The organism is Mycobacterium tuberculosis H37Rv (assembly GCF_000195955.2).
In the GTDB taxonomy this organism is placed as follows: Bacteria; Actinomycetota; Actinomycetes; order Mycobacteriales; family Mycobacteriaceae; genus Mycobacterium; species Mycobacterium tuberculosis.
This window is the reverse complement of sequence record NC_000962.3, coordinates 2,877,022-2,902,508: the sequence shown is the minus strand read 5'-3', so window position 1 is coordinate 2,902,508 and position 25,487 is coordinate 2,877,022. Positions and strand designations below refer to the sequence as shown.

The following is a 25,487-nucleotide window of genomic DNA, read 5'->3' as shown; positions in this document are numbered from 1 at the left end:
GCTATCCGCCGCGCGGCTTGGTCAAGGTGAATTGGTCGATGACGGTGAGTCCCCCGAACGGCCCAGTCACCGCGTAATACGTCGCCTTGATCGAGGTAGTGCCGCCGGGTTGACCCGGGTCGACGTCGAAGGCCACGAAGCCGTAAGGATTATCGCGGTCGCGGAACGCCGACCACGGCGCATCCTCGAGCACGAATATGGACGGCTTACGCCGGATCGCGGGATCAAAATCCCCGACGCCGGTTATCACCTGGCACCGAGGCTGCGGGAAGAGCAGCGCGTTGGTCGGCTTCGACGTGCCGCCCCCACCGATTACCAGGTGCACGGTTCCCCGGGTTGAGTCGATGAGGTCGCTGCGGGTGTCGACGGGTATCGGTGTTCGGGTATCGGTGCCCAGGGCCCCGCGCAGCGGATGTGACCGCTCGTAGTGGTGTTCGTGGCCGCACACCACCAGGTCGACCTGGTACTGGTCGAACAGCGGTAGCCATTCCTGCCGGATTCCGAGGTCGGCACCGTTGTTGTCGTCGGCGGTGGAGATCGCGGTCTGATGCATGCAGACGACCACCCAGTCGATTTCCGAGTCGCGCCGAGCGTTGGCGAGTTCGGCTTGCAGCCAGCGCCGTTGTTCGCCGCCCGAATAGCCGCGTACGTAGGAGTTGCCACCGTCCTGGTAGCACACATCATCGTTGTGCAGGCTGATCACCCGCACCGAGCCGGCGGTGAACGAGTACCATAGCCCGCGCAGTTGCGGGCTGGATCCCGAGTCGGGTACCGCAAAGTAGGTCTGATAGGCGTCATAACCGATTGGCCCGTTACCGACTTCGTTCTCGTGATTGCCCGCTGCCGGCATCCACGGCCGGTAGCGCGCCGAGCGGGTGTTGTTGTCAAACCAGTCCGACCAGGTGCGAATTCGGTCTTGTGCCAGGTTGGCGTAACACAGGTCACCGTTGATCAGGTTGAACAACGGGGCAATACGCTCGATCGCAATCGTGATGTCACCGGCGAAGGGGGATCCGATGTTGTCGCTGACGTACCTCCCGTCGGCCAGTCTGCCCAACGCGGGAGTGGACTGATCACCGAAGCTGGTGAAGCGTAGCGGTTTTCGACCCGACGGTGCGGTCCGTGCGGTCCCGAGCTCCGGAGTTGTACCGTCGTGCACCGCGGCGTAGACGTAGTCGGTATCGGGTGTCAGGTTGGTCAGGTGAGCGTGGTTGACGCGCACCTCGGTATTGGACTTCGCATCCCGGTACGACCGGGTCTCGGCCACCACGACGCTGCCGAAGCCAGAGGTTGGCGTGCCCAGCATGACTCGCGGATTGCCGACGGTGTCCGTGGTATGCCAGGACACCACCATTTCGGTGCTGGCATTCCGGCCGAACTGCAGGTGCAGACCACCCACCGGAGGCGCGCCGCTCCGACCACGTTGATACCAGACGGCAGGACCCCGGGGGTGTGACGACAGCAGCGCGGTCCCGCCCGCGCCGACACCTGTCCCAACAACCGCTGCCGCGCCCGTCGTCAGGAACCTACGGCGGCTAACCCCTTTCGGGGGTGAATCGGCATCCTGCGGCTGCTTCAGATCGGCGCCCACTCACGTTTCATACCCGCCCTGGTTTACCTGCGGGTAAACCGGCTGCCGAAATCTGAAGTTACCTCGGCGCGTTGCTCGGAAAGGCTTTCTGAACTGCGTAGACGCTCACACCAGCGATCGCCTCCAGAGCGCGAAGCCCGAGGCCAACGACAGCTTTCGGCTGCTAATGGCGGTGCGGCTCACGCAATTCGGCTTGCCCGGATGGCGGGCGACGGTCATCGCATGCAGTGCCGGCCGGCGTCGGTAACGCATCCGGTAGCGTTTTAGATATGACGTCCGTGCGCACAGTGCCAAGCGCCGTCGCGCTGGTGACGTTTGCCGGAGCCGCGCTCAGCGGGGTCATCCCGGCGATTGCCCGCGCGGATCCGGTCGGGCATCAGGTGACCTACACCGTCACGACCACCAGCGACCTGATGGCCAACATTCGGTACATGAGCGCCGATCCGCCCAGCATGGCGGCTTTCAATGCCGATTCATCGAAGTACATGATTACCTTGCACACTCCGATCGCTGGCGGTCAGCCGCTGGTCTATACCGCCACGCTGGCAAACCCGAGCCAGTGGGCGATCGTCACCGCCAGCGGCGGCCTGCGGGTCAATCCGGAGTTCCACTGCGAGATTGTTGTAGACGGCCAGGTGGTGGTGTCGCAGGACGGCGGCAGCGGCGTGCAGTGCTCGACTCGTCCCTGGTAATTCGCCTACCCCAGGTCCGCGGCGGAAAAGGTGTCGCAGATGTTGGGGTCGCCAGTCTGGTATCCGACAGTGAACCACTTCTGCCGTTGCGCGGCCGAGCCATGCGTCCAGGTCTCGGGGTTGGTGCGTCCGGTCGTCTGCTGTTGGATACGGTCGTCGCCCACCGCTGCCGCGGCCGCGAGGGCGTCTTGGATGTCCTTGTCGCTCAACGGCTCCAGGTAAGGCACACCGGTGCTCTCCTGCTTGACGGTGGACGCGTAGTATGCCCACACCCCGGCGTAGCAGTCCGCCTGCAACTCCGTGCGCACGCCACTGCCCGCAGCACCTTGCGCACCCTGCTGAGCGCGGCCGAGCACCCCCAGCAGGTTCTGCACGTGATGGCCGTATTCATGGGCCACCACATACTCTTCCGCGAATGGGCCGCCACTGGAACCGAATTGGGTGACCAGCACCTGGAAGAAGTCGGTGTCGAAGTAGGCCGTTTTGTCCACTGGGCAGTAGAACGGCCCGACCTCGCTGCTGGCCGGTCCGCATCCGGTGCCTACCTGGCCGCTGAACAGCCGCATGTGTGGGCGGGTGTAGCCGGGCAACAGCGGTTTCCATACCGCGTCCACGGAGTTACCGGTGGCCACCACCCGGCACTGCACGAACCTGTTGGCATCGGCCCCGGTTCTGCACTGGCTCAGGTCGAAACCGGGTGCTACGTGGTCGCGGGTGTCGAGAGGTTGTTGGCTCAGCACGCCACCGGGATCGACGCCGAGCAGCATTGCGACCACCACCACCAGTAGCCCACCGAGGCCGCCCCCGATGGCCAAGCGCCGCCCGCCACCGCTACCCGAGGTCGACGTGGTGCTGGTATCGATTTGCACACCCTCGTTGAAGGTCATCGCACGCTCCCGAAATCGGCCGATCCAGCCTAACTCTGCTGCGCAGCGGCGAACCGAGCGTCGGTATACCTGCGCAGATTCCTTAGAAACCGGCGCAGCGCCAGGTTCAGCAGGGGCCGGAAGACGAACAGCGCCGGCCGCGCCGGGCCGGCGAGTTTCTGCGCCATGGTCCAGGTCAGCCGGCAACCACCGGGGATGGCCTGCACCCGATAGTCTTCGGCGAACGCGCCGACGGCTCTGGTGGAGCATTCGTTGAACCGAAATGCCATGCGGGTGAAAGGCTCCCACGAAATGAACTCTTCGTCGCCGACGATACCCCCGCGCATCTCGACGATGCGGGTGGTGCCGGCGCCGAACGGTTCGGGACTGGTCCAGGTCACCTTTGTGATCACCGTTGCCCAGCGTGGCCAGGCCTGCGGGTCGGCGAGCACTTCGAAGAGTTGCTCGGGCGTGATGGCCAGGTCGACGGTGTTGCGGAAGAGGTAAGGCGCGGTCTCGGTGAAGCTCAGGCCTACCCGCTCGCAGGGGTACATGATCTAGACATTAGCTACATTGCTATCCGGGACCGTCGCTGGCAGCCGCCAGCAGCGGCACCAGCACGTCGCTGATCGGGGTGGCCAGGCCGTGGGCGCGGGCCTTGCGGACGATCACCCCATTGCGCAAATCCCATTCCAGTGGCCGGTGGGCTGCCCGGTCGGCCAGCATCGAGGTGCCCATGTCCTGCGGGGCCGACCGGACGAGGCGGACCACTTCGTCGACGACGTCGTCATCGAGTCGGGCACCCTCAGCGCGCGCCACCGCCAGGCATTCGGCGACATAGCGGCGCGACAATGCCGCGACGTCGTCGCGGCGGAACATTGCCGACCGCCGTCCGGACAGCACCATAAATCCCGCCAGCGCGTTGACCAGTAGTTTGCGCCAGGCCGCCGTGGTGAAGTCGGGGTCGCAGTCCACCGTGGCGCCGGCACCGCGCAGCAGCCCGGCGAACTGCTCGGCCGCGGGCCCGGTGGGAACGACCAGTGCGGCTTCACCGCGCAAGCGCACCCACCCTTGCGGCTGGGTCTCGGCCGAACACCACACGATCGCGGGAACCACGGCCGAGGACGGACAATGCGGCTGGACCTGCTCGACCTGTTCGACACCGTTTTGCAGCACGGCCACCACGGTGCGCTCGTCGCACAGGCGGGTCAGCCAGGGACGTGCGGCGTCGTTCTGAGTGGCCTTGACCGCCAGGATCAGCACATCGACCGGGCCGGCAACCTCCCGAGGACTGGTGTGCACCGGACCGGGCACCACGATGGGGTCTGCGCCGTCTCGCCGGAGCTCGATCCCGGCGCGCGGAGTGTGGCCGCACAACAGCGGCGAATACCCGGCCTTGTGCAACAGCGCGGCGACCGTCGTTCCGACGGCACCGGGTCCGACTAGGGCAATGCCTGTTGCAATGTTTGTTGAGATGAGCCGAAATTATCCTGCGTGACCGATGTGCGCCGCGGGCACCTCTAGACTGAGCAGTCGGTTAATCCGGTTGAAGGGGAGTGTTTGTGCTGCGCAGCCACGCCGCGGGTTTGCTACGGGAAGGCGACGCCGGGCAGCAGGTGACATTGGCCGGCTGGGTGGCTCGCCGCCGCGACCACGGCGGCGTGATCTTCATCGATCTGCGGGACGCTTCGGGCATCGCACAGGTGGTGTTCCGCGACCCCCAGGACACTGAGGTGCTGGCGCAGGCTCACCGGCTGCGTGCGGAATTCTGCGTATCGGTGGCCGGCGTCGTCGAGATCCGCCCGGAAGGCAACGCCAACCCGGAGATCGCCACCGGCGAGATCGAGGTCAACGCCACGTCGTTGACCGTGCTGGGCGAATGTGCGCCGCTGCCGTTTCAGCTGGACGAACCGGCGGGTGAGGAGTTGCGACTGAAGTACCGCTACCTCGATCTGCGCCGCGACGACCCCGCTGCGGCGATTCGACTGCGTTCCCGGGTGAATGCCGCTGCGCGCGCGGTGCTGGCGCGTCACGACTTCGTCGAGATCGAGACGCCGACGATCACCCGCTCGACCCCGGAGGGAGCGCGCGACTTCCTGGTGCCGGCCCGACTGCACCCCGGTTCGTTTTACGCCCTACCGCAGAGCCCGCAGCTGTTCAAGCAGCTGCTGATGGTGGCGGGGATGGAACGCTACTACCAGATCGCCCGCTGCTACCGCGACGAGGACTTCCGCGCCGACCGCCAGCCCGAATTCACCCAGCTCGATATGGAGATGAGCTTCGTCGACGCCGAGGACATCATCGCGATCTCCGAGGAAGTTCTGACCGAGCTGTGGGCGCTGATAGGCTACCGGATTCCGACGCCCATCCCGCGGATCGGCTATGCCGAAGCGATGCGCCGATTCGGTACGGACAAACCCGACCTGCGGTTCGGGCTGGAGCTCGTCGAATGCACGGATTTCTTCTCCGACACCACATTTCGTGTCTTCCAGGCACCGTATGTGGGCGCGGTGGTGATGCCTGGCGGGGCGTCGCAGCCGCGGCGCACGCTGGACGGCTGGCAGGACTGGGCCAAGCAGCGCGGCCACCGCGGACTGGCCTACGTGCTGGTCGCCGAAGACGGCACGCTGGGCGGTCCGGTGGCCAAAAACCTGACCGAGGCCGAGCGCACCGGACTGGCCGACCATGTCGGGGCCAAACCCGGCGATTGCATCTTCTTCTCGGCCGGTCCGGTCAAATCGTCGCGGGCACTGCTGGGCGCGGCCCGCGTCGAGATCGCCAACCGGCTGGGCCTGATTGACCCCGATGCGTGGGCATTCGTCTGGGTCGTTGACCCGCCGCTGTTCGAGCCGGCCGACGAAGCGACCGCCGCCGGTGAGGTCGCGGTCGGCTCGGGGGCCTGGACCGCGGTGCACCATGCCTTCACCGCGCCGAAACCGGAATGGGAGGACCGCATCGAATCCGATACCGGCAGCGTGCTGGCCGACGCGTACGACATCGTCTGCAACGGCCACGAGATCGGTGGCGGCTCGGTGCGTATCCACCGCCGTGATATCCAGGAACGGGTGTTCGCGGTGATGGGCCTGGACAAGGCCGAGGCGGAGGAAAAGTTCGGATTCCTGTTGGAGGCGTTCATGTTTGGCGCACCGCCGCACGGCGGAATCGCGTTCGGGTGGGACCGGACCACCGCGCTGCTGGCCGGGATGGACTCGATCCGTGAGGTGATCGCGTTCCCGAAGACCGGCGGCGGCGTCGATCCGCTCACCGACGCGCCGGCGCCCATTACCGCTCAGCAACGTAAGGAGTCCGGAATAGATGCCCAGCCCAAGCGGGTCCAGCAGGCATGACCAGATCTTTGCGGTTACGACGTCGCACCCGAGTGTGAATAAATAGGCGTTCATGAGCGCTTCGCTGCTAGTCAGGACGGCCTGCGGCGGCCGTGCGGTCGCCCAACGGTTGCGCACCGTGCTGTGGCCGATCACCCAGACATCGGTCGTCGCCGGCCTCGCGTGGTATCTCACCCATGACGTGTTCAACCATCCGCAGGCGTTCTTCGCGCCGATTTCGGCTGTGGTGTGCATGTCGGCGACCAACGTGCTGCGCGCACGACGTGCCCAACAGATGATCGTCGGGGTGGCGCTGGGGATCGTGCTGGGTGCTGGCGTGCATGCTCTGCTTGGTTCCGGACCGATCGCCATGGGTGTGGTGGTGTTCATCGCGTTGTCGGTCGCGGTGCTGTGCGCACGCGGGTTGGTCGCGCAAGGCTTAATGTTCATCAACCAGGCCGCCGTCTCCGCGGTGCTGGTCTTGGTCTTCGCGTCCAACGGCAGTGTGGTTTTCGAACGCCTCTTCGACGCGCTGGTCGGTGGTGGGCTGGCTATCGTGTTCAGCATTCTGCTCTTCCCGCCCGACCCGGTGGTCATGCTGTGCAGTGCGCGCGCCGACGTGTTGGCCGCTGTGCGCGACATCCTCGCCGAGCTGGTGAACACGGTGAGCGATCCCACCAGCGCCCCGCCCGACTGGCCGATGGCAGCCGCTGATCGACTGCATCAGCAGCTGAACGGGCTCATCGAGGTGCGCGCCAACGCTGCCATGGTGGCGCGGCGAGCGCCCCGCCGATGGGGGGTGCGCAGCACTGTCCGCGATCTCGATCAACAGGCCGTCTACCTGGCCCTGCTGGTCAGTTCGGTGTTGCATCTGGCTCGCACCATTGCCGGGCCTGGTGGCGATAAGCTGCCAACGCCCGTGCACGCCGTGCTCACCGACCTCGCCGCGGGAACCGGCCTGGCCGACGCGGATCCGACGGCAGCGAACGAGCACGCGGCCGCCGCCCGCGCAACCGCGTCGACACTGCAATCGGCTGCTTGTGGCAGCAACGAAGTGGTGCGCGCCGATATCGTCCAAGCGTGTGTCACCGATCTACAACGGGTAATCGAACGCCCGGGCCCGTCGGGCATGTCAGCCTGAATTGGCGAGAAACGCCTGCACCAGCTGCTTCGGCGCCTGCATCAGCCAGGCCTCGGTGATCAACTCCTCGAGGTCGCGAACCTCGATCTCGGCCAGCCTGACCAGCACCGCTGGATAGCCGTCGAAATGCGGGGTGGTGAAGTACACGCCCGGCTCGTCGGCAATCAAGGCGAACTTCACCCCCTCGTCCGACACTCGGACACCGACGATGTCGCCGGACGGTGGCTCCGATCCGGCCCTGGTCAGGGCTTCGCGGTCGGACTTGCGCAGCGGCCGTTCCCAGGCCAGCAGCTTGCGGCCAACACGCCAGTCGTGCGGTGCCTGCTCCGCGGTCAGCGGCAGCCCACCCACGATACGGGCGACGTCGTCCCAGGTAGCCACGCTTTAATTGTGCTCCGGCTATGGTGCGCTTGGCGCCACATTGCGCGACGATCGCGCCGGACGAGCCGCCGGCGTGTGATGTGATCAGCCAGGAGGTAGCTTTTTGTCAGCAGATAGCTCGTTGTCGTTGCCGTTGTCGGGCACTCACCGCTATCGAGTAACACACCGCACCGAATACCGCTACTCCGACGTGGTGACCAGCTCCTATGGCCGCGGGTTTCTCACGCCGCGGAATTCGCTGCGGCAGCGTTGTGTCGCACACCGGCTGACCATCGACCCGGCCCCCGCCGACCGGTCCACCAGCCGCGACGGGTACGGCAACATCAGCTCCTATTTCCACGTCACCGAACCGCACCGCACCTTGACGATCACCAGCGATTCCATCGTCGACGTGTCCCCGCCGCCGCCCGGGCTTTACACCAGCGGGCCGGCGCTGCAACCGTGGGAGGCGGCCCGGCCCGCCGGGCTGCCCGGATCGCTAGCCACCGAGTTCACCCTGGACTTGAACCCGCCGGAGATCACCGATGCGGTGCGTGAGTACGCGGCTCCTAGCTTCCTGCCCAAACGCCCCCTGGTCGAGGTATTGCGCGATCTCGCGTCGCGGATCTACACCGACTTCACCTACCGCTCGGGTTCCACGACGATTTCCACAGGAGTCAACGAGGTGCTGCTGGCCCGCGAAGGGGTATGCCAAGATTTCGCCAGGCTGGCGATCGCCTGCCTACGGGCCAACGGTTTGGCGGCCTGTTATGTGTCGGGCTACCTGGCCACCGACCCGCCGCCCGGAAAGGATCGGATGATCGGCATCGACGCGACGCATGCCTGGGCCTCGGTGTGGACTCCGCAGCAGCCCGGGCGGTTCGAGTGGCTGGGGCTGGATCCCACCAATGACCAGTTGGTCGACCAGCGCTACATCGTCGTGGGCCGCGGCCGCGACTACGCAGACGTGCCGCCGCTACGCGGCATCATCTACACCAACTCCGAGAACAGTGTGATCGACGTTTCTGTCGATGTCGTGCCCTTCGAAGGTGATGCGCTGCATGCGTGACTTCCACTGTCCAAATTGCGGGCAGCGCCTGGCATTCGAGAACTCCGCCTGCCTGTCGTGCGGCAGCGCGCTGGGGTTTTCTCTTGGGCGGATGGCGCTGCTGGTCATCGCCGACGACGCCGATGTCCAACTCTGCGCCAATCTCCACCTCGCGCAATGCAATTGGCTGGTGCCCAGTGATCAGCTCGGCGGACTTTGCAGTTCTTGTGTGCTGACCATCGAGCGGCCCAGCGATACCAACACCGCCGGGCTGGCGGAGTTCGCCCGAGCCGAAGGTGCCAAGCGGCGGCTGATCGCCGAGCTACACGAGCTGAAGCTGCCGATCGTCGGCCGCGACCAGGATCCTGACCATGGGTTGGCCTTCCGGCTATTGTCCAGCGCGCACGAGAACGTGACCACCGGACACCAGAACGGAGTCATCACACTGGATCTCGCCGAAGGCGACGATGTGCATCGGGAGCAGCTGCGGGTCGAGATGGACGAGCCGTATCGGACCCTGCTTGGGCACTTCCGCCACGAGATCGGGCACTACTACTTCTATCGACTCATCGCCTCGTCAAGCGACTATCTGTCCCGGTTCAACGAGTTGTTCGGAGACCCGGACGCTGACTACTCCCAGGCGTTGGATCGGCATTACCGTGGCGGCCCGCCGGAAGGTTGGCAGGACAGCTTTGTCTCGTCGTATGCGACCATGCACGCGAGTGAGGATTGGGCCGAGACGTTCGCTCATTACCTGCATATCCGCGACGCCCTGGACACCGCGGCCTGGTGCGGCCTGGCACCGGCGTCGGCAACCTTCGACCGGCCGGCGTTGGGCCCCAGCGCTTTTAATACCATCATCGACAAGTGGCTGCCGCTGTCGTGGTCGCTGAACATGGTCAATCGCTCGATGGGCCACGACGACCTATACCCCTTTGTGCTGCCGGCCGCTGTGCTGGAGAAGATGCGGTTCATCCACACCGTCGTCGACGAGGTGGCCCCGGATTTCGAGCCGGCTCACAGCCGTCGCACCGTTTAGGCCGGCATCACCCGCCGTTGGTCTGGACCCCACAGCGGTTGCATGCCGCCGGGCAACGCCAACTGAGTGGCGGTGAGGACGTCGGCCACGTCACGCAGCGAGGCATGTATCCCGGCCAGCAGTTCCGCCAACTCGGCGCGCAGCCCGTCGGCGGAGACCTCTTCCAACTCTTCTGGGTGTGAGCGGCGCAGGCGGGTGTTCATCTCGTCCACCATCCGTTCCGGACGAGACGATCCCGACGAGCCAGGCAGGTCTTTCAGGTCGGCGCGCAGCCGTTCCAGCTGATACACCAGCGAGCGCGGGTTCTGGGCGTCGAACAACATCAGCTCGGTCACAGCGGCGACACTGAACTTGCCTACGGTGCGGCGCCGATAGATAACCGACGATTCACACGCCACCAGGGTTGCCTCGATGATGGCTTGCTCGGCGGCGGGGTGGCGCACGGTGCTCAACGTGGCTTGTAGCAACGCGGTCAGCCACAGGCCGCGTTCGATACGCTTGCCGATGTCCATCATCGTCCAGCCCACGTCGTGCACCATCGACTCGCCGGCCACCCCGGACAACGTCAGCATGCCGGCTAGCGTCTCCGCCTGAGCCGACGCAAGCACGGCGTCCGCCTCTGCCAGCGACTGCGGCGGGTCGGACTTGTGCTCCACCGCGCGTTCCACATTGGCCAGCACCATCCAGGTGTCGTTGGACAGCTGGTCGCGCACCGCCTGGGCGGCAAGTGCCAGCCCCTCCACCGACTGAACAAGGGAACCCGGCCGGTCCGGATCCACGGTCAAAGACCACAGTGTCGACGGGGCGACCGCGATCATGTCGGCCCGGTCGTAAGCGCTGCCGGCGCCAGTTGCGGTGTCATATCCGGTGATCTTGCCCAGCGCGGCCATCAGCACCGGCACGCACTCGCTTTCATCGGTGTCCTGCTGGTGCCGGAAAACGTGGTAGCGCTCGCGGGTGACGATCAGCAGCCGGGCCATGTTCTCCGCGCGCTCGCCGTAGCGGCCCATCCAGAACAGATCGGACAGCACGCGCGGAGAGCTGACCGCCCAGGTGCCCGCTCCGGTTTTGGCCGGCGGCGCCAACACCGGCACCGTTATCACCTCGGCATGCGCACGCTCCGTTGGGCGCACCCAGATATCTTTTGCTGCAACGGTTTTCAGCGTATATGCGGCAGGGCCGGGCGCCAGTACATAGCCGAGGCCGCCGATCATCGGCGCGTAACCACTGCGCTGGGCAACGGTGAACAGTCGCATGCCTACCCCGGCGGACGACAACACCCCGGCATGGTTGGTGGGCGCCGACGAGAACTGCGGCAGCTCCTGGCCCACCCACTGCCACGGCATCGCCTCGATACGCACTGCCAGATCGGCCAGTTGTGCAGACGAAAGTGTCGGTCCGACAAGAGTTTCCCCGCTGACAGTGCTTTTGATCAGCAGCGACGAGACATTGGCCAGTAGGTGTGAGCGTTCGCTGGCGATGCCGCCCCAGTAGACCGGAGCGGTGTGCAGCAGCGGGCTTTCGTCGAGCAGGCGCTCGGATAGCTGCGGCAGGAAGCGCAACAGGCCTGGGTTCTCCAGGATGCCGCTGCCCAGCGTGTTGACGACGGTCACTGTTCCGCGGTGCTGCGCTTCCACCAAACCGACGACACCGAGCCTGGAATCGGCGCGTAGATCCAGTGGATCCGCGTAGTGGGCATCGACGCGGCGAAGAACGACGTCAACGCGTTTCAGCGTGCCCAGCGAACGCATCCACAGCTTGCCGTCGCGCACCACCAGGTCCGCGCTTTCCACTAGCGGGAAACCCAGCAGCGTTGCGAGATACGCCTGGTCGAAAGCGGTTTCTGAATAGATGCCCGGGCTGAGCACCACCACGACGGGGTCTTGGGCGACATCGGGTGCCGCGTCAATCAGTGCCAGCCGGAGCGCCTGGGCGAACGGTGTGGTGGGTCGCGGCGCCAGTTCCTCGTACAGATCGGGAACGGCGTGCGCGACGACACGTCGATCGGCCATCGCATAGCCGGAGCCCGAGGGCGCCTGCGTCCAGTCGGCGTTGACCTGAAAAGTCCCGTCGGGCAACCGGCTGAGATCACAGGCGTGCATGAAAAGTTGGTGGCGCCCAGGCATCTGGATCCCGTTAGCGGCACGCACGTAGCCGGGATGAGCGAACAGCATCTCTGGCGGCAGGACACCCTCGGTGAGCATGCTGCGGGGCCCGTACAAGTCCGCGAGGATGGCATCAAGCAAGCGCGATCGCTGCACCAAGCCGGCCTCCAGCACTTCCCAATCGGCCGCGGAAATCACCAGCGGCAGCGGGTCCAGGCGCCACGGCCCCGGTTCCAGATCATGGTCGCCGGTCAGCGCGTCCCGGTGTGCATCGATTGCGGTGTAGGTGATGCCGTCGTGGTCGATCAGGCTGTGCACCACCGAGCGCAGCCGGTCCAGCCCCGCCTTGCCACGTTCGGCGACCGCGTCGGCGAGCTCGGTCCAGGTCGGTCGCACGTTGCCGTCGTCGTCGACGAATTCGTCATAGCCGGCTCCCGGGCCGTCCCGCAGGTCGAACAGTGTTTCCTGGGCACGCGCGGTGCGGTATCCGGCCAGCAGGCGGTCGACGTCGTAGCCGTTGGTAGCGGCAGAAGCTGAGGGTGCCATTACTGTTGCACGGTACGCACGCGTCGTAGGTCGAGGATGCCCGGCGCGCCGATATCGGTGGATATCCTGGCCTGTTTCTCCCGGATGTCGGACAGGTCGAGCTTGCCCGGGGTGAAGCCGGTCGCCTCGAAGCGCCGGGCGCGGCGGGCCTCCGCCTCCACAGCGTTGACCGGGGGCTCGTCGTAGGCGCGGCCGCCCGGATGGGCGACATGGTAGGTACAGCCGCCGCACGAGGTAGCGGTGGCGATGTCGATGAGCTCGAACCGCAACGGGCCGTCGACCGTGATGGTCGGGTGTAGCGCGCTGGGCGGCTGCCACGCTTTGAACCGCACACCACCCACGTGGATGTCGGGGTTGTCGGTAGCCAGCAACGGCATCGGGTAGCCGTTACAGGTCACCACGTAGCGGTGCCGGTCGGCGCCGATGATGCGGACCTGGATGCGCTCGACCGACGAGTCGACATAGCGCGCGGTGCCTGCCGCGGTGGCCTCCTCGCCAAGGGTGTGCCATGGCTCGATGGCCCCGCGCAGCTCGATCTCAATGCCGTCGAATACGGCGGTGCCGATGCGCGGGAAGCGGAACTCGGTGAACGGGTCCAGCCAGCTAGTCTCGAACGCGATGCCGTGCGCGCGCAGGTCGGCTGCGACGTCGGCGATGTCATGAATCAAGAAGTGCGGCAATAGATATCGACCGTGCAAGTTGGCGCCGTGGCGGATCAGCGGGGCGCGCAGCGGTTGGTCCCAGAACCACGCCACCAGCGAGCGCACCAGCAGCGACTGCACCATCGCCATGTGCAGGTGCGGCGGCATCTCGAACCCGCGGAGCTCCAGCAGGCCGAGCCTGCCCCGGGCGCTGTCGGGGCTGTAGAGCTTGTCGATGCAGAATTCGGCGCGATGGGTGTTGCCGGTGATGTCGGTGAGCAGGTGCCGCAGCGCGCGGTCGGTCACCCACGGTTGGGGCCGGCCGCCCCCGGACGACGGCGACAGCCGGAGGATCTCGGCGAACGCGATCTCGAGTTCGTAGAGCGCCTCGGCGCGGCCCTCGTCAACCCGGGGCGCCTGTGACGTGGTGCCGACGAAACGCCCGGCGAACAAGTAGGACAACGACGGGTGTCGCTGCCAGTAGGTCAGCAGTGAAACCAGCAGGTCGGGCCGGCGCAGCAGCGGTGAGTCCGCGGGTGTGACGCCGCCAAGCGTGATGTGGTTGCCGCCGCCGGTGCCGCCGTGCGTGCCGTCGACGTCGAACGCTTCGGTGGTGAGTCGGGCCAGGCGCGCTTGTTGATACAGGGTTTCCAGCTGTTGCCGTTGTTCTGCAAAAGAGGCGGTGGGCGCGATGTTGACCTCGATGACGCCGGGGTCGGGGGTGATTGTGGTGGACGTCAGCCGCGGGTCCGGGGGTGGGCCGTAGCCCTCGATCACCACCGGGCAGTTGGCCGTCGTCGCCGCGGCCTCGACTCGGGCGACAAGGTCGATGAAGTGCTCGAGCGCGTCGGTGGGCGGCAAGAAGATGTGCACCAGCCCACCCCGGACCTCGGCGACCAACGCGGTGGTCGGAGCCGTCTCGGGATCCTCCACTACGGCCCGGTCGGTGTGGAGCTCCGCCGGCAATGTGGATCGCACAGCTACCGGGTCGGCGTCAAACGATGCCCGGGGTGGGCGCCAGCTGATCGAATCCAGCGGCAGCCGCAGGCCCGCCGGCGAATCCCCTTCGAGCAACACGATGCGACCGCGGCGCAGCCGCCAGTTCGCGCTGGCCCAGCCTTGCCCGTCGTCGCGGCGGTGCAGCGGCAGCACGTACGCAGCCGGAGAGGTGATGGCCTCATCGAGGCGCGCCAGCAGCGCGGCGCGGCCGGTGGGGGTGTCGGGGTTGGTGTCGCAGCCGAGGTCGTCACCGGATTCCACCGGGTCGCCGGCTGGCATTCGCACGGCCGCAGCCAGCCGGCTCAACGGGTCTTCGTAGGCGGGCCGCACCTGCGAGATCGGCAGCCCCAAGCCGTCGGCGATCCCGGCGAGCACCCGGTAGGCCGCGTCGTCGTCGACGGGGTCGGCGGGCGGGGCGCCCCAGGGGTCGGCCAACAGCGCGTCGTTGGTCCACAGCGGCCGCCCGTCGGTGCGCCAATACAGCGCAATCTGCCAGCGCGGCAACGGCTCTCCGGGATACCACCTGCCCTGACCGCGGTGGATGAGTCCCTGCGGGGCCCACACCGCCTTCAAGCGGGCGGCCAGGTCGGATGCCCGTTCGCGTTTGTGTGGGCCGTCGGCCGCCGTCCGCCACTCTTCGGCGACCTGGTTATCCACCGACACGAACGTCGGTTCGCCGCCGACGGTCAGCCGGACGTCGGCGGCGGCCAGCCGCTCATCGACGCGCTGGCCCACCTCACAGATGGTCTTCCAGGACTCGTCGGTGTAGGGCAACGTGACACGTGGGTCTTCGTGTACGCGGGTGACGGTGTTGGAGAACTCCAGCACGGTGTCGCACACGTCGGTGCCGCCGCTGATGGGTGCCGCGCTGGCGGGGTGGGGCGTAGCCGCCAGCGGAATGTGGCCCTCGCCGGCCAACAGCCCCGACGTCGGGTCCAGCCCGATCCAGCCGGCACCCGGGATGTATGCCTCGGCCCACGCGTGCAGGTCGGTGAAGTCGGCGGCGGGCCCCGACGGCCCGTCGAGCGCTTCGATGTCGGATGCCAGCTGAACCAGGTAGCCGGACACGAACCGGGCGGCCAGCCCGAACTGACGCAGGATCGAGACCAGCAGCCACGCCGAGTCCCGGCACGAGCCGACGCCGGTGCGCAGCGTGAAATCCGGTGTCTGAACTCCGGGCTCCATGCGCACGCAGTAGCCGACGTCGGCGTTGATCGCGCGGTTGAGTGCGACCAAGAAGTCGATGGTGCGGGTGCCATCGGGCACCGTGAAGTTGCGCACCCAGGCCTGCGTGAGCTCGCCGGGGCCCGAACCGTCGCCGTCTTCGTCGACCGGCCGCAAGTACGGCCTCAGGTCATCGGCGAGCGCCTTGGGGTAGGCCATCCCTGCGCAGGGCCATATCTCGGCCCAGTCCTCGATAAAGAAGTCGAAGGGGTTGATCACCTTGAGGTCGGCGATAAGCCCGACGGTAATACGCAGTTGGCGCATGGGATTCGGAAAGACCAGCCGCGCCAGAAAGTTGCCCAGCGCGTCCTGCTGCCAGTTGATGAAGTGGTCGGCGGGCTCGATGCGCAGCGAGTAGGCTTCGATGGAGGTGCGGGAGTGCGGCGCCGGGCGTAGCCGCACGATGTGCGGATACACCCGCACCAGCCGGTCAAAGGTGTAGCTGGTGCGGTGCTCCAGCGCAACTTTGATGCTCATAGCTGCTGATGAGATCACACCGGACCGCCCGGCGCAGCGCGTACGCCCGGTGCCGGACACCTGAGTGGGCCGTAGCGGCACTTGGTCGGGTTCAGCGCACCAGGTCCGGCTGTGCTTGCAAAGCCGCACGGGCTGCCATCCGCCCAGCCTCTAGGGCGGCATCAATCTGCTTGAAGTTCAACACTCCGATCTTCGACACGTCGGGCTCGATGATGGCCGCAACGCGAGGAAGCTCGCGCAGGTTTGCGGTGGAGGCGGCAAGGTCGAAGGCGCGCAGCAACGTCTCTTGCAGCGGTGGTAGCGCGTTATCCGTGCCGGTCAAAAGCCGCCGGAGGAGCCCGGGCGGCGTAACGATTGGCGGCAGCAGGCCAAAGCCCTTCGACGGCACGAACGTTCGGCGGAGGTCGACGCAGATGACTTCGCCATCGGTATCGGCGCACATCACGTTGGCCGGCAGATTGTTCAACAGCCCACCGTCGACGAGCAGCTGCTCGCCATTGTGCACTGGCGGGATGAGACCGGGGATCGAGATCGATGCGCGCACGGCGCCCGAGACGGATCCCCGCCGATGGATGATCTGATCGCCGGTGATCATGTCGGCGGAGACGGAGAAGAACCCTCTGGGCAGATGTTCGATCAACGTGTTGCCGAAGAATCCCTGCACCAGACGATCGACGCGTCCACCTCGCGTGAGGGCGGATATTGGGATCGTGTAGTCGCCGAGTGGGTCGCTTCCTGCGATGAACTCTCGCGCCGCGGCGATCGCATCCCCGGCGTCCATCCCCAGCGCGAACGCTGCGGAAGCGATTGCACCCGAACTTGTTCCGCCAAACCGATCGATGACGACGCCGGCTTCGGTGAGCTCTTGGTAAACACCGAAATGCGCCAGTCCCCGGGCTCCGCCACCGGCCATCACCAGGCCGAGCGATCGGCCGGCGATTCTGCGAGCAAGGGCACCGAAGCCGTCGGAGTTGGCCGGATGATGCGAAACCGGCGCCAACCGATCCCACCAACTTGGATCCGGTTCTGCCAGACATGTGATCAGGTGCACTGGCCGTTGGGTAGCAAGCGAATCGACCGCATCCGGCGGATACCGTTGATCCACCAGGACCACGAGTCGGTCGCTTTGCGCGCTAACGTAGTGCCGCCACAGGTCGCCGGCGCCTCGGTCGGCGACCACCAAGACCCAATCGTTGCTTCGCTCCGCGCGATCGAGGGTTTCGCTGAACGCCTCGACGAGCTCGTCGTACTCCTGAACGGCGGAGGTGGTTTCGACGGGCGGCGCAATCACGGCAGTTCGACCGTGCGAGTCCAGTGAAGTAGCGATCGCGTCGACCATCGGGGCCGCGGCGGTGTCCCCGTTCGATACCACGCCGATGACCCGCGGACGCCGAGCCGTCTTGGCGGGTCGTGACTGGCGTAGCATTCTCGCCATCGCTCGCAGCATCGCCGATTGCAGTAGCGGGGTTGCCTCGAGCATGTCGGTAAACGTCTCCGCGGCGATCCTCCACACCACGCCGTCTCGCAGAGCTCGCACTCCCGCTGAGCGGGCAGCCCCGGCGATCACCCCCAGGTCTCCGATCGAGTCGCCGGATGCCATCTCAGCAAATACGTGTCCCTCTGGGGCAACAGCGACGAACCGCCCCGAGTCGACGATATAGATGGAGTCCGCTGGTTCTCCGGCATGAAAGAGCCACTGGTTAGCGGGCACGTGGCGGCGTTCTACGGTGGTTGCGAGTCGTTCGAGCTGTTCGTCGTCGATATCGGCGAGTATCGGAACGTTGCGCAGCGCGGTTCGCGCATCGGTACCACGCCGCTTGGGCCGTCGTCGCGCGGTGGTCATGAGATGCGGCTCTTGGCATCTCGGCCCATGCCAGGACTGCTCACATACACCCGATCGAGTAGCGGACTTCTCACGGCAGTGCCTGACATTGTGAAGAGCGGTCCCTCATTCACGTTCTTATCCCAAGCAACATGTTCCCCAACTCCATAGCCACACGCAGTGCGGACACGCCCGCAGGATTCATCGAGTATTCCACGGCGGCTCAGTGGGGGGCGGTCGATTCAGCGGCGGCGCCGCGCCCATCGCAACCCTCAGGGATCGCGACTTGGTGCCGAACTATTCGCTGGCAAGCTCGCGGTGCTCAATCAGGTCGGCCACCCGCGTCACACCCAGCCGCTCCCGAAACGCCTGCGCCGTATAACCGACGGCTGTCGCGTCGCTGCGAGCCCGTACCGTTGCCGAGCGTGGCAGGTGAAACAGCACGCCGATTTCACCGAAGTAGTCCCCAGGCGCGGCGGTTTTGACCAATTCCTCACCGCCGTCGGCCAATTCGCGCACAATCTCGAACTCGCCCTCGGACACCACGTAGATCAGATCGCCCATTGTGGACTGCTCGAACAGCACCTCGCCGGCTTTCACGTGCACCGTTTCGGGTGGCTGATTCGGCGACACCTGCGCCGGCATCAGCTCAAGGACGCGATCGGCCAGCGGCAGCATCCGGCTGTCGTGGGTCGCGACCACCACCACACGGTCGCCCTGCGCTAGCGAGCGGATCAGCCGCAGCACCTCCTCCACCTGGATGAAGTCCAGGTGCGCGGTCGGTTCGTCGGCAAGGATCAATTGCGGGTCCAGCGCGATCGCGCGGGCGACCGCGACGCGTTGCTGCTGGCCGCCGCTCATGTCACCCGGGCGGTGTTTCATTCGTTCGCCGAGATTGACTCGGATCAGCAGGTCCTCGGCACGCTTACGCGCGGCCGCTCGTGACACGCCGGCCGCGCGCAGCGGGACCATCACGTTCTCCAGGGCGGTAAGGCTCGAGACCAGGTTGAACGCCTGGAAGACGATCCCTACCTTGTCACGCCGATACTTCGCCAGCGCGGCGCCCTCCAGCGTCGTGATGTCGACATCGTCAAACTTGATTGAGCCGGACTTCGGGCGCAGGATGCCGCCGAGGCAGGACAAGAGGGTCGTCTTCCCGCAGCCGCTGGGCCCAAGCAAGATCACCAGCGACCCCGGCGCCACGTCGAGGCTTAACCCGTCGATCGGCCGCACGGCGTACCCGCCGCTGGAATACTCGACGACCAGGTCGGAAATGGTTAGGCCGCCCATGGCTAGGGACCTCCGAACGCTAGTGCCGGATCGATCGCCACCACGCGCCGCAGTCCTGCGACGCTGGCCAGCAGACCGATCACAGTCGCGATCGCCGGTAGCGCCACGAAGGCACTCAGGGGTACCACGACAGTCATCGGGAACAACGGCGCCAACAGCAGCGAAAGGATGCCGCCAACCACCGCCGCGAGCAGCGCGACGACGACCGCCTGCAGCGCCAGCCCGGCCAGAATCGAGCGCGTCGGCACGCCGATCGCCTTGAACACCGCAAAGTCACGCAGCCGCTCCAACGCAGAGAGGTAGACCACCGAGCCGACGATCAACGCCGCAACGATCCACAGCAAGACCGCCACAACCGTGATCGCATCCACCGCGACCTTCAACGGGCGCATCAGATCGCTGACAGCATCCGCTCGATTGACGGTCTGATAGCCGTCCGGGAGCTGTCGGGGCATCCCGTCGATCCCGATCGAACTGATTGTCGGCTGTCCGTTGTATGCCAACTGCTGTAGGCCTTCGGTGGTCAGGAAGATGTTGGGAATCTTTGCCAGCGCGGTTGACTCGGGCACGATGCCGACGATCCGCAAAGTGCGCGCACCCACTTGCAGATCGTCGCCGAGGTTTCGGCCCAGCGTGCTCGACACCGCGACCTCGTCCGGCGTCGATGGCGCCCGACCGTCCGAGACCCGCGGCATGCCGGGTCCGTGCTCTGGTGCCCCGAACGCGGTGACGTTTCGCGCTGACGTGCCCTGCCGGATCGTCGACGGCGCAGTCGCTAGTGGGGCGGCAGCCAAGACGCCAGGCGCACGAGCAACCTGGGGCAGGTCGATTTGGGCGAATGGTGTCGAACCCAGGAACGGTCCTGCCGCGCCGGCCTTGACCACGAATGCGTCGACACCCATGGAATCGACGGTTCGCTCGGCCTCGACCCGAAACCCGTTCACAAGTCCGGTCAGAACGAGCGTCATCGCGAAAACTAGGCCGGTGCTGACGATTGCGATGACAAGGCGTCGTTTTCGCCATTGGACATCACGCAAAGCCGCAAAAAGCATGCGACGGAAGCTACCTGCTTCCGTGGACCCAATCAAATGATCATGGGCTGGCGTTGCCGCGTTGGTTCGCCGAGGTTCGACCGAGGTGAGGGGGTCGGTCGTGGCGGTCGAGATCATCGGCGATCGAGCCAAGCGAACCCGATTAGCCCATTTCGGCGGGCTCTTCGGTGGCGCCGCGGCCCAGGCTGCGGAAACCTGCACAGGCCTTCTTGAAACCTAACAGGTACGGTAACGCGTGCCATTCGAACTTCACATCCGCCCACAGCAGGCCGAAGAAGCTGTGGTCTGGCACCGCCGGCGGCATGTCGGACGTGGCGAGGTCGATGTAGTGTGTCGACGTTTCTCCGATGCCCTCGAAGTCATGTGTCAGCGGCGTCGCTAGTTTTCGCACCGACTCGTCGAGGCACTGCGCTACGACGTCGGTCATGAATAGATATTCCGACACTGGCACCTCATTTTTCAGCATGCGGTGCACCAGGATGACATCAACGCCAGCGAGTTCGACGTTGCGCTTCACCTTTTGTTCGGCCACTTCGCCCTCATGGGCGACGAATTTGATCGACAGGTTGTCCCGCTGCTCGCAACTCTTACAGTCGCAGGGATGGTCTTTTTTGATCTGCTCGCGCCGCGTGCGGAACCTCTGGCGCATCTGCGGGGGCCGGTCGCATACCAGGACACTGGTGTTGCCCCCCTGGTGCCCAAAAAAACGCGGCGTCGCCCTCCAGCTTCGCCAACTTCATGCCCTTGGCAGCGTCGATGACGGACTCCAGCAACTGTGCCACCGTCCACTGCGCGTGGGCCAGGTGCTTGCGGTTCCAGTGCATGTAATTTGTGTATCCGCCGATGTCGGCAATGAGGAGAACGGCGCGTTGAATGCCCATGATGTTGGGCAGCTTAACGCCGGCGAGCGGCTCTCAGCCACCAAGGCGGGGTCGGCGATGGCGCATGACGCGGTGGCGTCGTGTTCGTCGGCGATTTGCTAACCACCTGCGCACCCTTGGGTGGCGGCTGCCGGTTCCGTCGACTGCATCGACCACGCGAGTGATCAGATCAGCGAACTCTCGAACTACGTACACATCGGCCGCAACCTTGGTTCGATACCTATCTTGGAGGTCATTTACGTCAACCTGTGGGAAAGCCACTGCCCTAACGCGTTCCAGGCCCCGGATGCCAATTCGGGTGAGCGCGTGACAAATCCAGCGGGCCAAGACGGCCAGCCGGCGTCGGCGGGTGCCGACTATGCGAGCTGGGGGCCGGGCGGCCAGCCGACCGGGGGCGCTGGCCGGACTGCCTCAACGACTTGGCCACCCGACAGCTTCCGGTAGGTGTAGACGTGGATGAGCGCGGCGACCGGAATGCCGATCAGCATGCCGACAAAGCACAGCAGTTCGCCGACGAGCACCGCCGTGAGCTGAGCGAGCCACGACAGCACACTGCCACCGATGTTGGACCCGACCGTCTCGATGCTGGCCTTTACCGAGTCGATCGGCGAAGTGGAACGGTCGACGGCAAAAGCGACGGCGAACTGGGCGACGAAGCCAAAGATCAGGCCGGGAATGACACAGAGCAGGCCACCAATGAAGGTGACGGCGACGATCAGCAGTCCGGTGACCAGCACCAGGCCCAGATTGCGCGGCCTAAAGAACGTCGCGATGGTCACCGGCTTTCCGTCGGCAATGTCAAGGCAGCCGGTCAGAATTCCGGCGTGCATGTAGAGCACCAGGGCGAATAGAGCGATGTAGCCGAGGAACATGACTATGCCCGCGGCCGGGGTCATCGTGATGTCCACGGATTCGCTAGAGACGCCGGAGGTGTTGGTGTATGCGGTAGTAGCACGGTCCGATAGGGCGACAACGAGCCCGGCCGTCGCGCCGATGACCGCGGCCAACGCCACAGCGTAGGCGAGCACCGGGACGACGAGCGTTACGGCGTTCTGCGTGAACCTATTCCATGACCAACTGATCGCGTCGCCCACGCTAAAACCCGACGATTGCAGATGCGTCGGGTAACCGGGAGGCGGCGGGCCCGGCGGTGGGCCATAGCCGGGGGGCGGCGGGGGTGCGTTGTAGCCGGGAGGCAGGTAGGTCCCCGGGGGTGGGCCGTAGCCTGGTGGCGGGGGAGGCGCTCCGTAGCCGGGCGGCGGGTAGCTTCCAGCGCCCTGATTGCCGCCCTGGGGGTCGGCCGGATTGCCTGGATGTTCTGGCGGCTGGCTCATCGCTGTCCCAATCGCTTCGTAGTTCGCTTTTATCGGTACCCGCGCGACGCTAAGCAAACCGGAACTTAGCAAATATTTGCCGAAGGCGCGCGGATTATTCGTGTGGCGTCTTCGGCGAACGTTCGCGTCGTCAGGTGGGCGTGGTATGCCTGAAGCCGTGTCCGACGGTCTGTTTGACGTGCCCGGCGTACCGATGACGTCCGGCCATGACCTGGGCGCTTCGGCCGGGGCACCGCTGGCGGTGCGGATGCGTCCGGCGTCGCTGGACGAAGTGGTCGGCCAGGACCACTTGCTGGCGCCCGGTTCGCCGTTGCGCCGGCTGGTCGAGGGCTCGGGGGTGGCGTCGGTGATCCTCTACGGTCCCCCGGGCAGCGGCAAGACAACGCTGGCGGCGTTGATCTCGCAGGCCACCGGCCGCCGGTTCGAGGCCCTGTCGGCATTGTCGGCCGGCGTCAAGGAAGTGCGGGCGGTCATCGAGAATTCGCGAAAAGCGCTGCTTCACGGCGAGCAGACCGTGCTGTTCATCGACGAGGTGCACCGATTTTCCAAGACCCAACAAGACGCCCTGCTGTCGGCGGTGGAACACCGGGTGGTGCTGTTGGTGGCGGCGACCACCGAGAACCCGTCGTTTTCGGTGGTGGCACCGCTGCTGTCGCGGTCGCTGATCCTGCAGCTGCGGCCGCTGACGGCCGAGGACACCCGCGCGGTAGTACAACGCGCGATCGATGACCCCCGCGGCCTGGGCAGGGCAGTCGCGGTAGCGCCTGAGGCCGTCGACCTGCTGGTGCAACTCGCGGCCGGCGACGCCCGGCGCGCCCTGACCGCGCTGGAAGTAGCGGCCGAGGCAGCCCAGGCGGCCGGCGAGCTGGTCAGCGTGCAAACCATCGAGCGGTCGGTGGACAAAGCCGCGGTGCGCTACGACCGTGACGGCGACCAGCACTACGACGTCGTCAGCGCCTTCATCAAATCGGTGCGCGGTTCCGACGTCGATGCCGCGCTGCACTATTTGGCCCGCATGCTGGTCGCCGGGGAGGACCCGCGGTTCATCGCCCGCCGGCTGATGATTCTGGCCAGCGAGGACATCGGCATGGCCGGCCCGAGCGCGCTGCAGGTGGCGGTCGCCGCCGCACAGACGGTGGCGCTGATCGGCATGCCCGAAGCCCAGCTGACGCTGGCGCACGCCACCATCCACCTGGCCACCGCACCGAAGTCAAACGCCGTCACCACGGCGTTGGCCGCGGCGATGAACGACATCAAGGCCGGCAAGGCCGGTCTGGTGCCGGCTCATCTGCGTGACGGGCATTACTCCGGGGCGGCGGCGCTGGGCAATGCACAGGGCTACAAATATTCCCATGACGACCCGGATGGCGTTGTGGCCCAGCAATACCCGCCCGACGAGTTGGTGGACGTGGACTACTACCGGCCCACTGGTCGCGGCGGCGAACGCGAGATCGCCGGCCGCCTGGACCGCCTGCGGGCAATCATCCGCAAGAAACGGGGGTGACCGCTGCGCTCTGCGGGAAGCAGGTCCGCTCAGACCAGCTCGGGTACCCGTAGATGTGCGATCGCCAGTTCGAATTCGGCGACGTCGAGGACCTCGGCTCCCAATTCCCGGACGCGCCTGCTGCGCAGCTCGCTCGCCCGGTCGCGGTTGCGGGCCATCGCGTCCATGCTGTCGAACGTCGAGCACGACACCGCACGCCGGCAAGCGGGGTGGTCGACCATCAGGCTGGCGCTGCAGAACCCGTCCAGACTCTCCAGCTCGGGAAGTACGGACGTGCGGTAGAACTCCAGGGACCGACCGAGCTGGTCTGGCACCACTTTGAGCCAGGTGGCGCGCACGCATGCCCCCTCATGCGACGGGTGGTCGCGGTGCAACAGGGCGATGTCCCATTCCTCGACCCGGGCACTACCGGCGAACATCAGCGCGGCGCGGTCGCGGATGGGTGCCACCCGCTCGACGCTGGCGCGCATCGCCTCCAAGGTCTCCCAGGCGCTGGTGGCGATGCACCGGCCGGATTGCCGGTCGACCAACAGCGACACCCCGACACACCCGTCGATCTCCTGCAAAGCGGGCATGACGACGTCACGAACATGCGCGATTCCAATGTCGACCGACAGAGGTTGCGCCTCAATGGTGGTTGAGCGTGCGTACACGATCGACCCCCTCCCGTGTCGGGGCAGCGCCCCGGTGGCGCCACCGGTCCCACCAAATACCTTCCTCCAACCGGCTGAGCCTGGCAATGCCTACCGCGAGCGCCGCTCGACGCACGACAGCAGTGCCGGCCCAGCGTCGGGCTCGGGCCGGTACTGCCGCCGGCGGGTTGATCAGACCAGCTCGGGTACCCGTAGGTGCGCTAGCGCCAGCTCGAACTCGCATTCATCGAGTTCCTCGCCGCCCGCCTCACGCAGCGATGTGGCCTTGAGCGCATTCGACTGGTCCCGGTTGCGCTCCATGGCGTCAAAGCTGTCGAAGGTCGCGGAAGACACCGCGCGCCCGGAGGTGCGGTCGACCAACAGGCTGGCGCTGCAGAATCCGTCGAGGCCTTCGATTTGGGGCAGGACGGACGACTTGTAGTACTCGATGCCTTGATCTACTTGGTCCGCCGGCACCTTGACCCAGGTCGCCCGCACACACGCCCCCTCGGCCGAGCGGTGGTCGCGATGCATCGCCGCGATCTCCCACTCCTCGACGGCCGGCGTGCCGCCGAACATCTCCGCGCACCGATCGCGGATCGGCGTTACCTGTTCCCGGCTTGCATGCATGGCTTCCGCGGTCTCCCAGGCACTGGTGGCGATGCACCTGCCGGATTGCCGGTCGACCAAAAGGGATACGCCGATGCACCCATCCATCCCCTGCAGTGCGGGCATAACCACATCGCGAACGTGCGCAATTCCGGTGTCGATGCACTCGGATTGCGCCTGAATAGTGGTAGAGCGCGCGTACACGATCCACCCCTCTTTCATTGTTCGGGGCAGCGCCCCGGTGGCGCCACCGGTCAATCATTACCTTCCTCCGACGGGCCGGCCGGGGCAATGGGCAATCCGACGTC

19 protein-coding genes, 1 pseudogene and 2 other annotated features are annotated in these 25,487 nt (G+C 66.1%); of the genes and pseudogenes, 6 read left to right on the top strand and 14 right to left on the bottom strand.

The genetic code is table 11. The features are described 5' to 3' along the window. Nucleotide 1 precedes the first annotated feature (1 nt). Nucleotides 2–1,591 carry a hypothetical protein gene (locus Rv2577; protein ID NP_217093.1) on the bottom strand — a complete coding sequence of 530 codons (1,590 nt, stop codon included), beginning with the start codon at nt 1,589–1,591 and terminating at the stop codon, nt 2–4. Between the two features lie 227 nt (nt 1,592–1,818). Here Rv2577 and Rv2576c point away from each other — a divergent pair, with 227 nt between their 5' ends. Beyond that, the gene (locus tag Rv2576c) at nt 1,819–2,283 is read left to right on the top strand and encodes a membrane protein (protein NP_217092.1); all 465 of its coding nucleotides are present in this window, start codon (nt 1,819–1,821) and stop codon (nt 2,281–2,283) included. A gap of 5 nt (nt 2,284–2,288) precedes the next feature. Here the strand turns inward: Rv2576c and Rv2575 are convergent, their stop codons facing one another. The 3 genes from Rv2575 to Rv2573 are packed head-to-tail and all read right to left on the bottom strand — an operon-like array spanning nt 2,289 to nt 4,466. Further along, the gene (locus tag Rv2575) at nt 2,289–3,170 is read right to left on the bottom strand and encodes a membrane protein (RefSeq protein NP_217091.1); all 882 of its coding nucleotides are present in this window, start codon (nt 3,168–3,170) and stop codon (nt 2,289–2,291) included. A gap of 29 nt (nt 3,171–3,199) precedes the next feature. Beyond that, entirely contained in the window at nt 3,200–3,703 is a 504-nt protein-coding gene (locus Rv2574; RefSeq protein NP_217090.1) for a hypothetical protein, read from the bottom strand. Between the two features lie 22 nt (nt 3,704–3,725). Beyond that, complete coding sequence (locus tag Rv2573; protein NP_217089.3) at nt 3,726–4,466, bottom strand: 2-dehydropantoate 2-reductase; 741 nt, start codon at nt 4,464–4,466, stop codon at nt 3,726–3,728. 239 nt (nt 4,467–4,705) lie between these two features. Between Rv2573 and aspS the strand changes: the two genes are divergently transcribed. Beyond that, the gene (gene aspS, locus Rv2572c; protein NP_217088.1) at nt 4,706–6,496 is read left to right on the top strand and encodes an aspartate--tRNA ligase; all 1,791 of its coding nucleotides are present in this window, start codon (nt 4,706–4,708) and stop codon (nt 6,494–6,496) included. Nucleotides 6,497–6,548: 52 nt separating this feature from the next. Next, entirely contained in the window at nt 6,549–7,616 is a 1,068-nt protein-coding gene (locus Rv2571c) for a transmembrane protein (RefSeq protein ID NP_217087.1), read from the top strand. Here Rv2571c and Rv2570 read toward each other — a convergent pair. Next, complete coding sequence (locus Rv2570) at nt 7,608–7,997, bottom strand: hypothetical protein (protein NP_217086.1); 390 nt, start codon at nt 7,995–7,997, stop codon at nt 7,608–7,610. The genes Rv2571c and Rv2570 overlap by 9 nt on opposite strands. A gap of 103 nt (nt 7,998–8,100) precedes the next feature. On the opposite strand from Rv2570, the gene Rv2569c reads away from it, so the two are divergent. Together Rv2569c and Rv2568c are read left to right on the top strand one after the other, a co-directional pair. Then, nucleotides 8,101–9,045, top strand: coding sequence for a hypothetical protein (locus Rv2569c; RefSeq protein NP_217085.1), 945 nt, complete (start codon nt 8,101–8,103; stop codon nt 9,043–9,045). Then, nucleotides 9,038–10,063 carry a hypothetical protein gene (locus Rv2568c; protein NP_217084.1) on the top strand — a complete coding sequence of 342 codons (1,026 nt, stop codon included), beginning with the start codon at nt 9,038–9,040 and terminating at the stop codon, nt 10,061–10,063. The genes Rv2569c and Rv2568c overlap by 8 nt, the downstream gene beginning before the upstream one ends. On the opposite strand, the gene Rv2567 is transcribed toward Rv2568c, so the two are convergent. The 7 genes and pseudogenes from Rv2567 to Rv2560 all read right to left on the bottom strand — a co-directional run bounded on the left by Rv2567 (nt 10,060) and on the right by Rv2560 (nt 22,434). Continuing rightward, the gene (locus tag Rv2567; RefSeq protein ID NP_217083.1) at nt 10,060–12,714 is read right to left on the bottom strand and encodes a hypothetical protein; all 2,655 of its coding nucleotides are present in this window, start codon (nt 12,712–12,714) and stop codon (nt 10,060–10,062) included. The two genes, Rv2568c and Rv2567, sit on opposite strands and share 4 nt — an antisense overlap. Then, complete coding sequence (locus tag Rv2566; protein ID NP_217082.1) at nt 12,714–16,136, bottom strand: hypothetical protein; 3,423 nt, start codon at nt 16,134–16,136, stop codon at nt 12,714–12,716. The genes Rv2567 and Rv2566 overlap by 1 nt, the downstream gene beginning before the upstream one ends. Nucleotides 16,137–16,146: 10 nt before the next feature. Continuing rightward, complete coding sequence (locus tag Rv2565; protein ID NP_217081.1) at nt 16,147–17,898, bottom strand: NTE family protein; 1,752 nt, start codon at nt 17,896–17,898, stop codon at nt 16,147–16,149. Between the two features lie 276 nt (nt 17,899–18,174). Then, nucleotides 18,175–19,167: a glutamine ABC transporter ATP-binding protein gene (gene glnQ, locus Rv2564; protein ID NP_217080.1), complete on the bottom strand. Its 993-nt coding sequence runs from the start codon at nt 19,165–19,167 to the stop codon at nt 18,175–18,177. 2 nt (nt 19,168–19,169) lie between these two features. Next, complete coding sequence (locus tag Rv2563; protein ID NP_217079.1) at nt 19,170–20,219, bottom strand: glutamine ABC transporter permease; 1,050 nt, start codon at nt 20,217–20,219, stop codon at nt 19,170–19,172. A 13-nt stretch (nt 20,220–20,232) separates the two neighbouring features. Then, nucleotides 20,233–20,324, bottom strand: a sequence feature (mpr12, fragment of putative small regulatory RNA (See DiChiara et al., 2010), ends not mapped, ~~118 nt band detected by Northern blot in M. bovis BCG Pasteur.; Fragment of putative small regulatory RNA). Nucleotides 20,325–20,361: 37 nt separating this feature from the next. Then, nucleotides 20,362–21,100, bottom strand: a pseudogene (locus Rv2561). Between the two features lie 88 nt (nt 21,101–21,188). Then, nucleotides 21,189–21,257 (bottom strand) — a sequence feature (mpr11, fragment of putative small regulatory RNA (See DiChiara et al., 2010), ends not mapped, 82-100 nt band detected by Northern blot in M. bovis BCG Pasteur.; Fragment of putative small regulatory RNA). A gap of 199 nt (nt 21,258–21,456) precedes the next feature. After that, nucleotides 21,457–22,434 (bottom strand): hypothetical protein, encoded by a 978-nt coding sequence (locus Rv2560; RefSeq protein ID NP_217076.1) that lies wholly within the window; start codon nt 22,432–22,434, stop codon nt 21,457–21,459. A gap of 145 nt (nt 22,435–22,579) precedes the next feature. On the opposite strand from Rv2560, the gene Rv2559c reads away from it, so the two are divergent. Continuing rightward, on the top strand, nt 22,580–23,938 hold the full coding sequence (locus Rv2559c) for a hypothetical protein (RefSeq protein ID NP_217075.1): 1,359 nt from the start codon (nt 22,580–22,582) through the stop codon (nt 23,936–23,938). 29 nt (nt 23,939–23,967) lie between these two features. On the opposite strand, the gene Rv2558 is transcribed toward Rv2559c, so the two are convergent. Further along, nucleotides 23,968–24,678, bottom strand: coding sequence for a hypothetical protein (locus Rv2558; RefSeq protein ID NP_217074.1), 711 nt, complete (start codon nt 24,676–24,678; stop codon nt 23,968–23,970). An 84-nt stretch (nt 24,679–24,762) separates the two neighbouring features. Next, nucleotides 24,763–25,437, bottom strand: a complete 675-nt coding sequence (locus Rv2557) for a hypothetical protein (RefSeq protein ID NP_217073.1) — start codon at nt 25,435–25,437, stop codon at nt 24,763–24,765. Nucleotides 25,438–25,487: the final 50 nt, after the last annotated feature.

Coding starts and splice junctions, on each gene's coding strand:
- Rv2563 (NP_217079.1), bottom strand. CDS start 20,219: ATGCTTTTTGCGGCTTTGCGTGATGTCCAATGGCGAAAACGACGCCTT.
- Rv2560 (NP_217076.1), bottom strand. CDS start 22,434: ATGAGCCAGCCGCCAGAACATCCAGGCAATCCGGCCGACCCCCAGGGC.
- Rv2559c (NP_217075.1), top strand. CDS start 22,580: ATGCCTGAAGCCGTGTCCGACGGTCTGTTTGACGTGCCCGGCGTACCG.
- Rv2565 (NP_217081.1), bottom strand. CDS start 17,898: ATGACCACCGCGCGACGACGGCCCAAGCGGCGTGGTACCGATGCGCGA.
- Rv2574 (NP_217090.1), bottom strand. CDS start 3,703: ATGTACCCCTGCGAGCGGGTAGGCCTGAGCTTCACCGAGACCGCGCCT.
- Rv2571c (NP_217087.1), top strand. CDS start 6,549: ATGAGCGCTTCGCTGCTAGTCAGGACGGCCTGCGGCGGCCGTGCGGTC.
- Rv2575 (NP_217091.1), bottom strand. CDS start 3,170: ATGACCTTCAACGAGGGTGTGCAAATCGATACCAGCACCACGTCGACC.
- glnQ (NP_217080.1), bottom strand. CDS start 19,167: ATGGGCGGCCTAACCATTTCCGACCTGGTCGTCGAGTATTCCAGCGGC.
- Rv2568c (NP_217084.1), top strand. CDS start 9,038: ATGCGTGACTTCCACTGTCCAAATTGCGGGCAGCGCCTGGCATTCGAG.
- Rv2567 (NP_217083.1), bottom strand. CDS start 12,714: ATGGCACCCTCAGCTTCTGCCGCTACCAACGGCTACGACGTCGACCGC.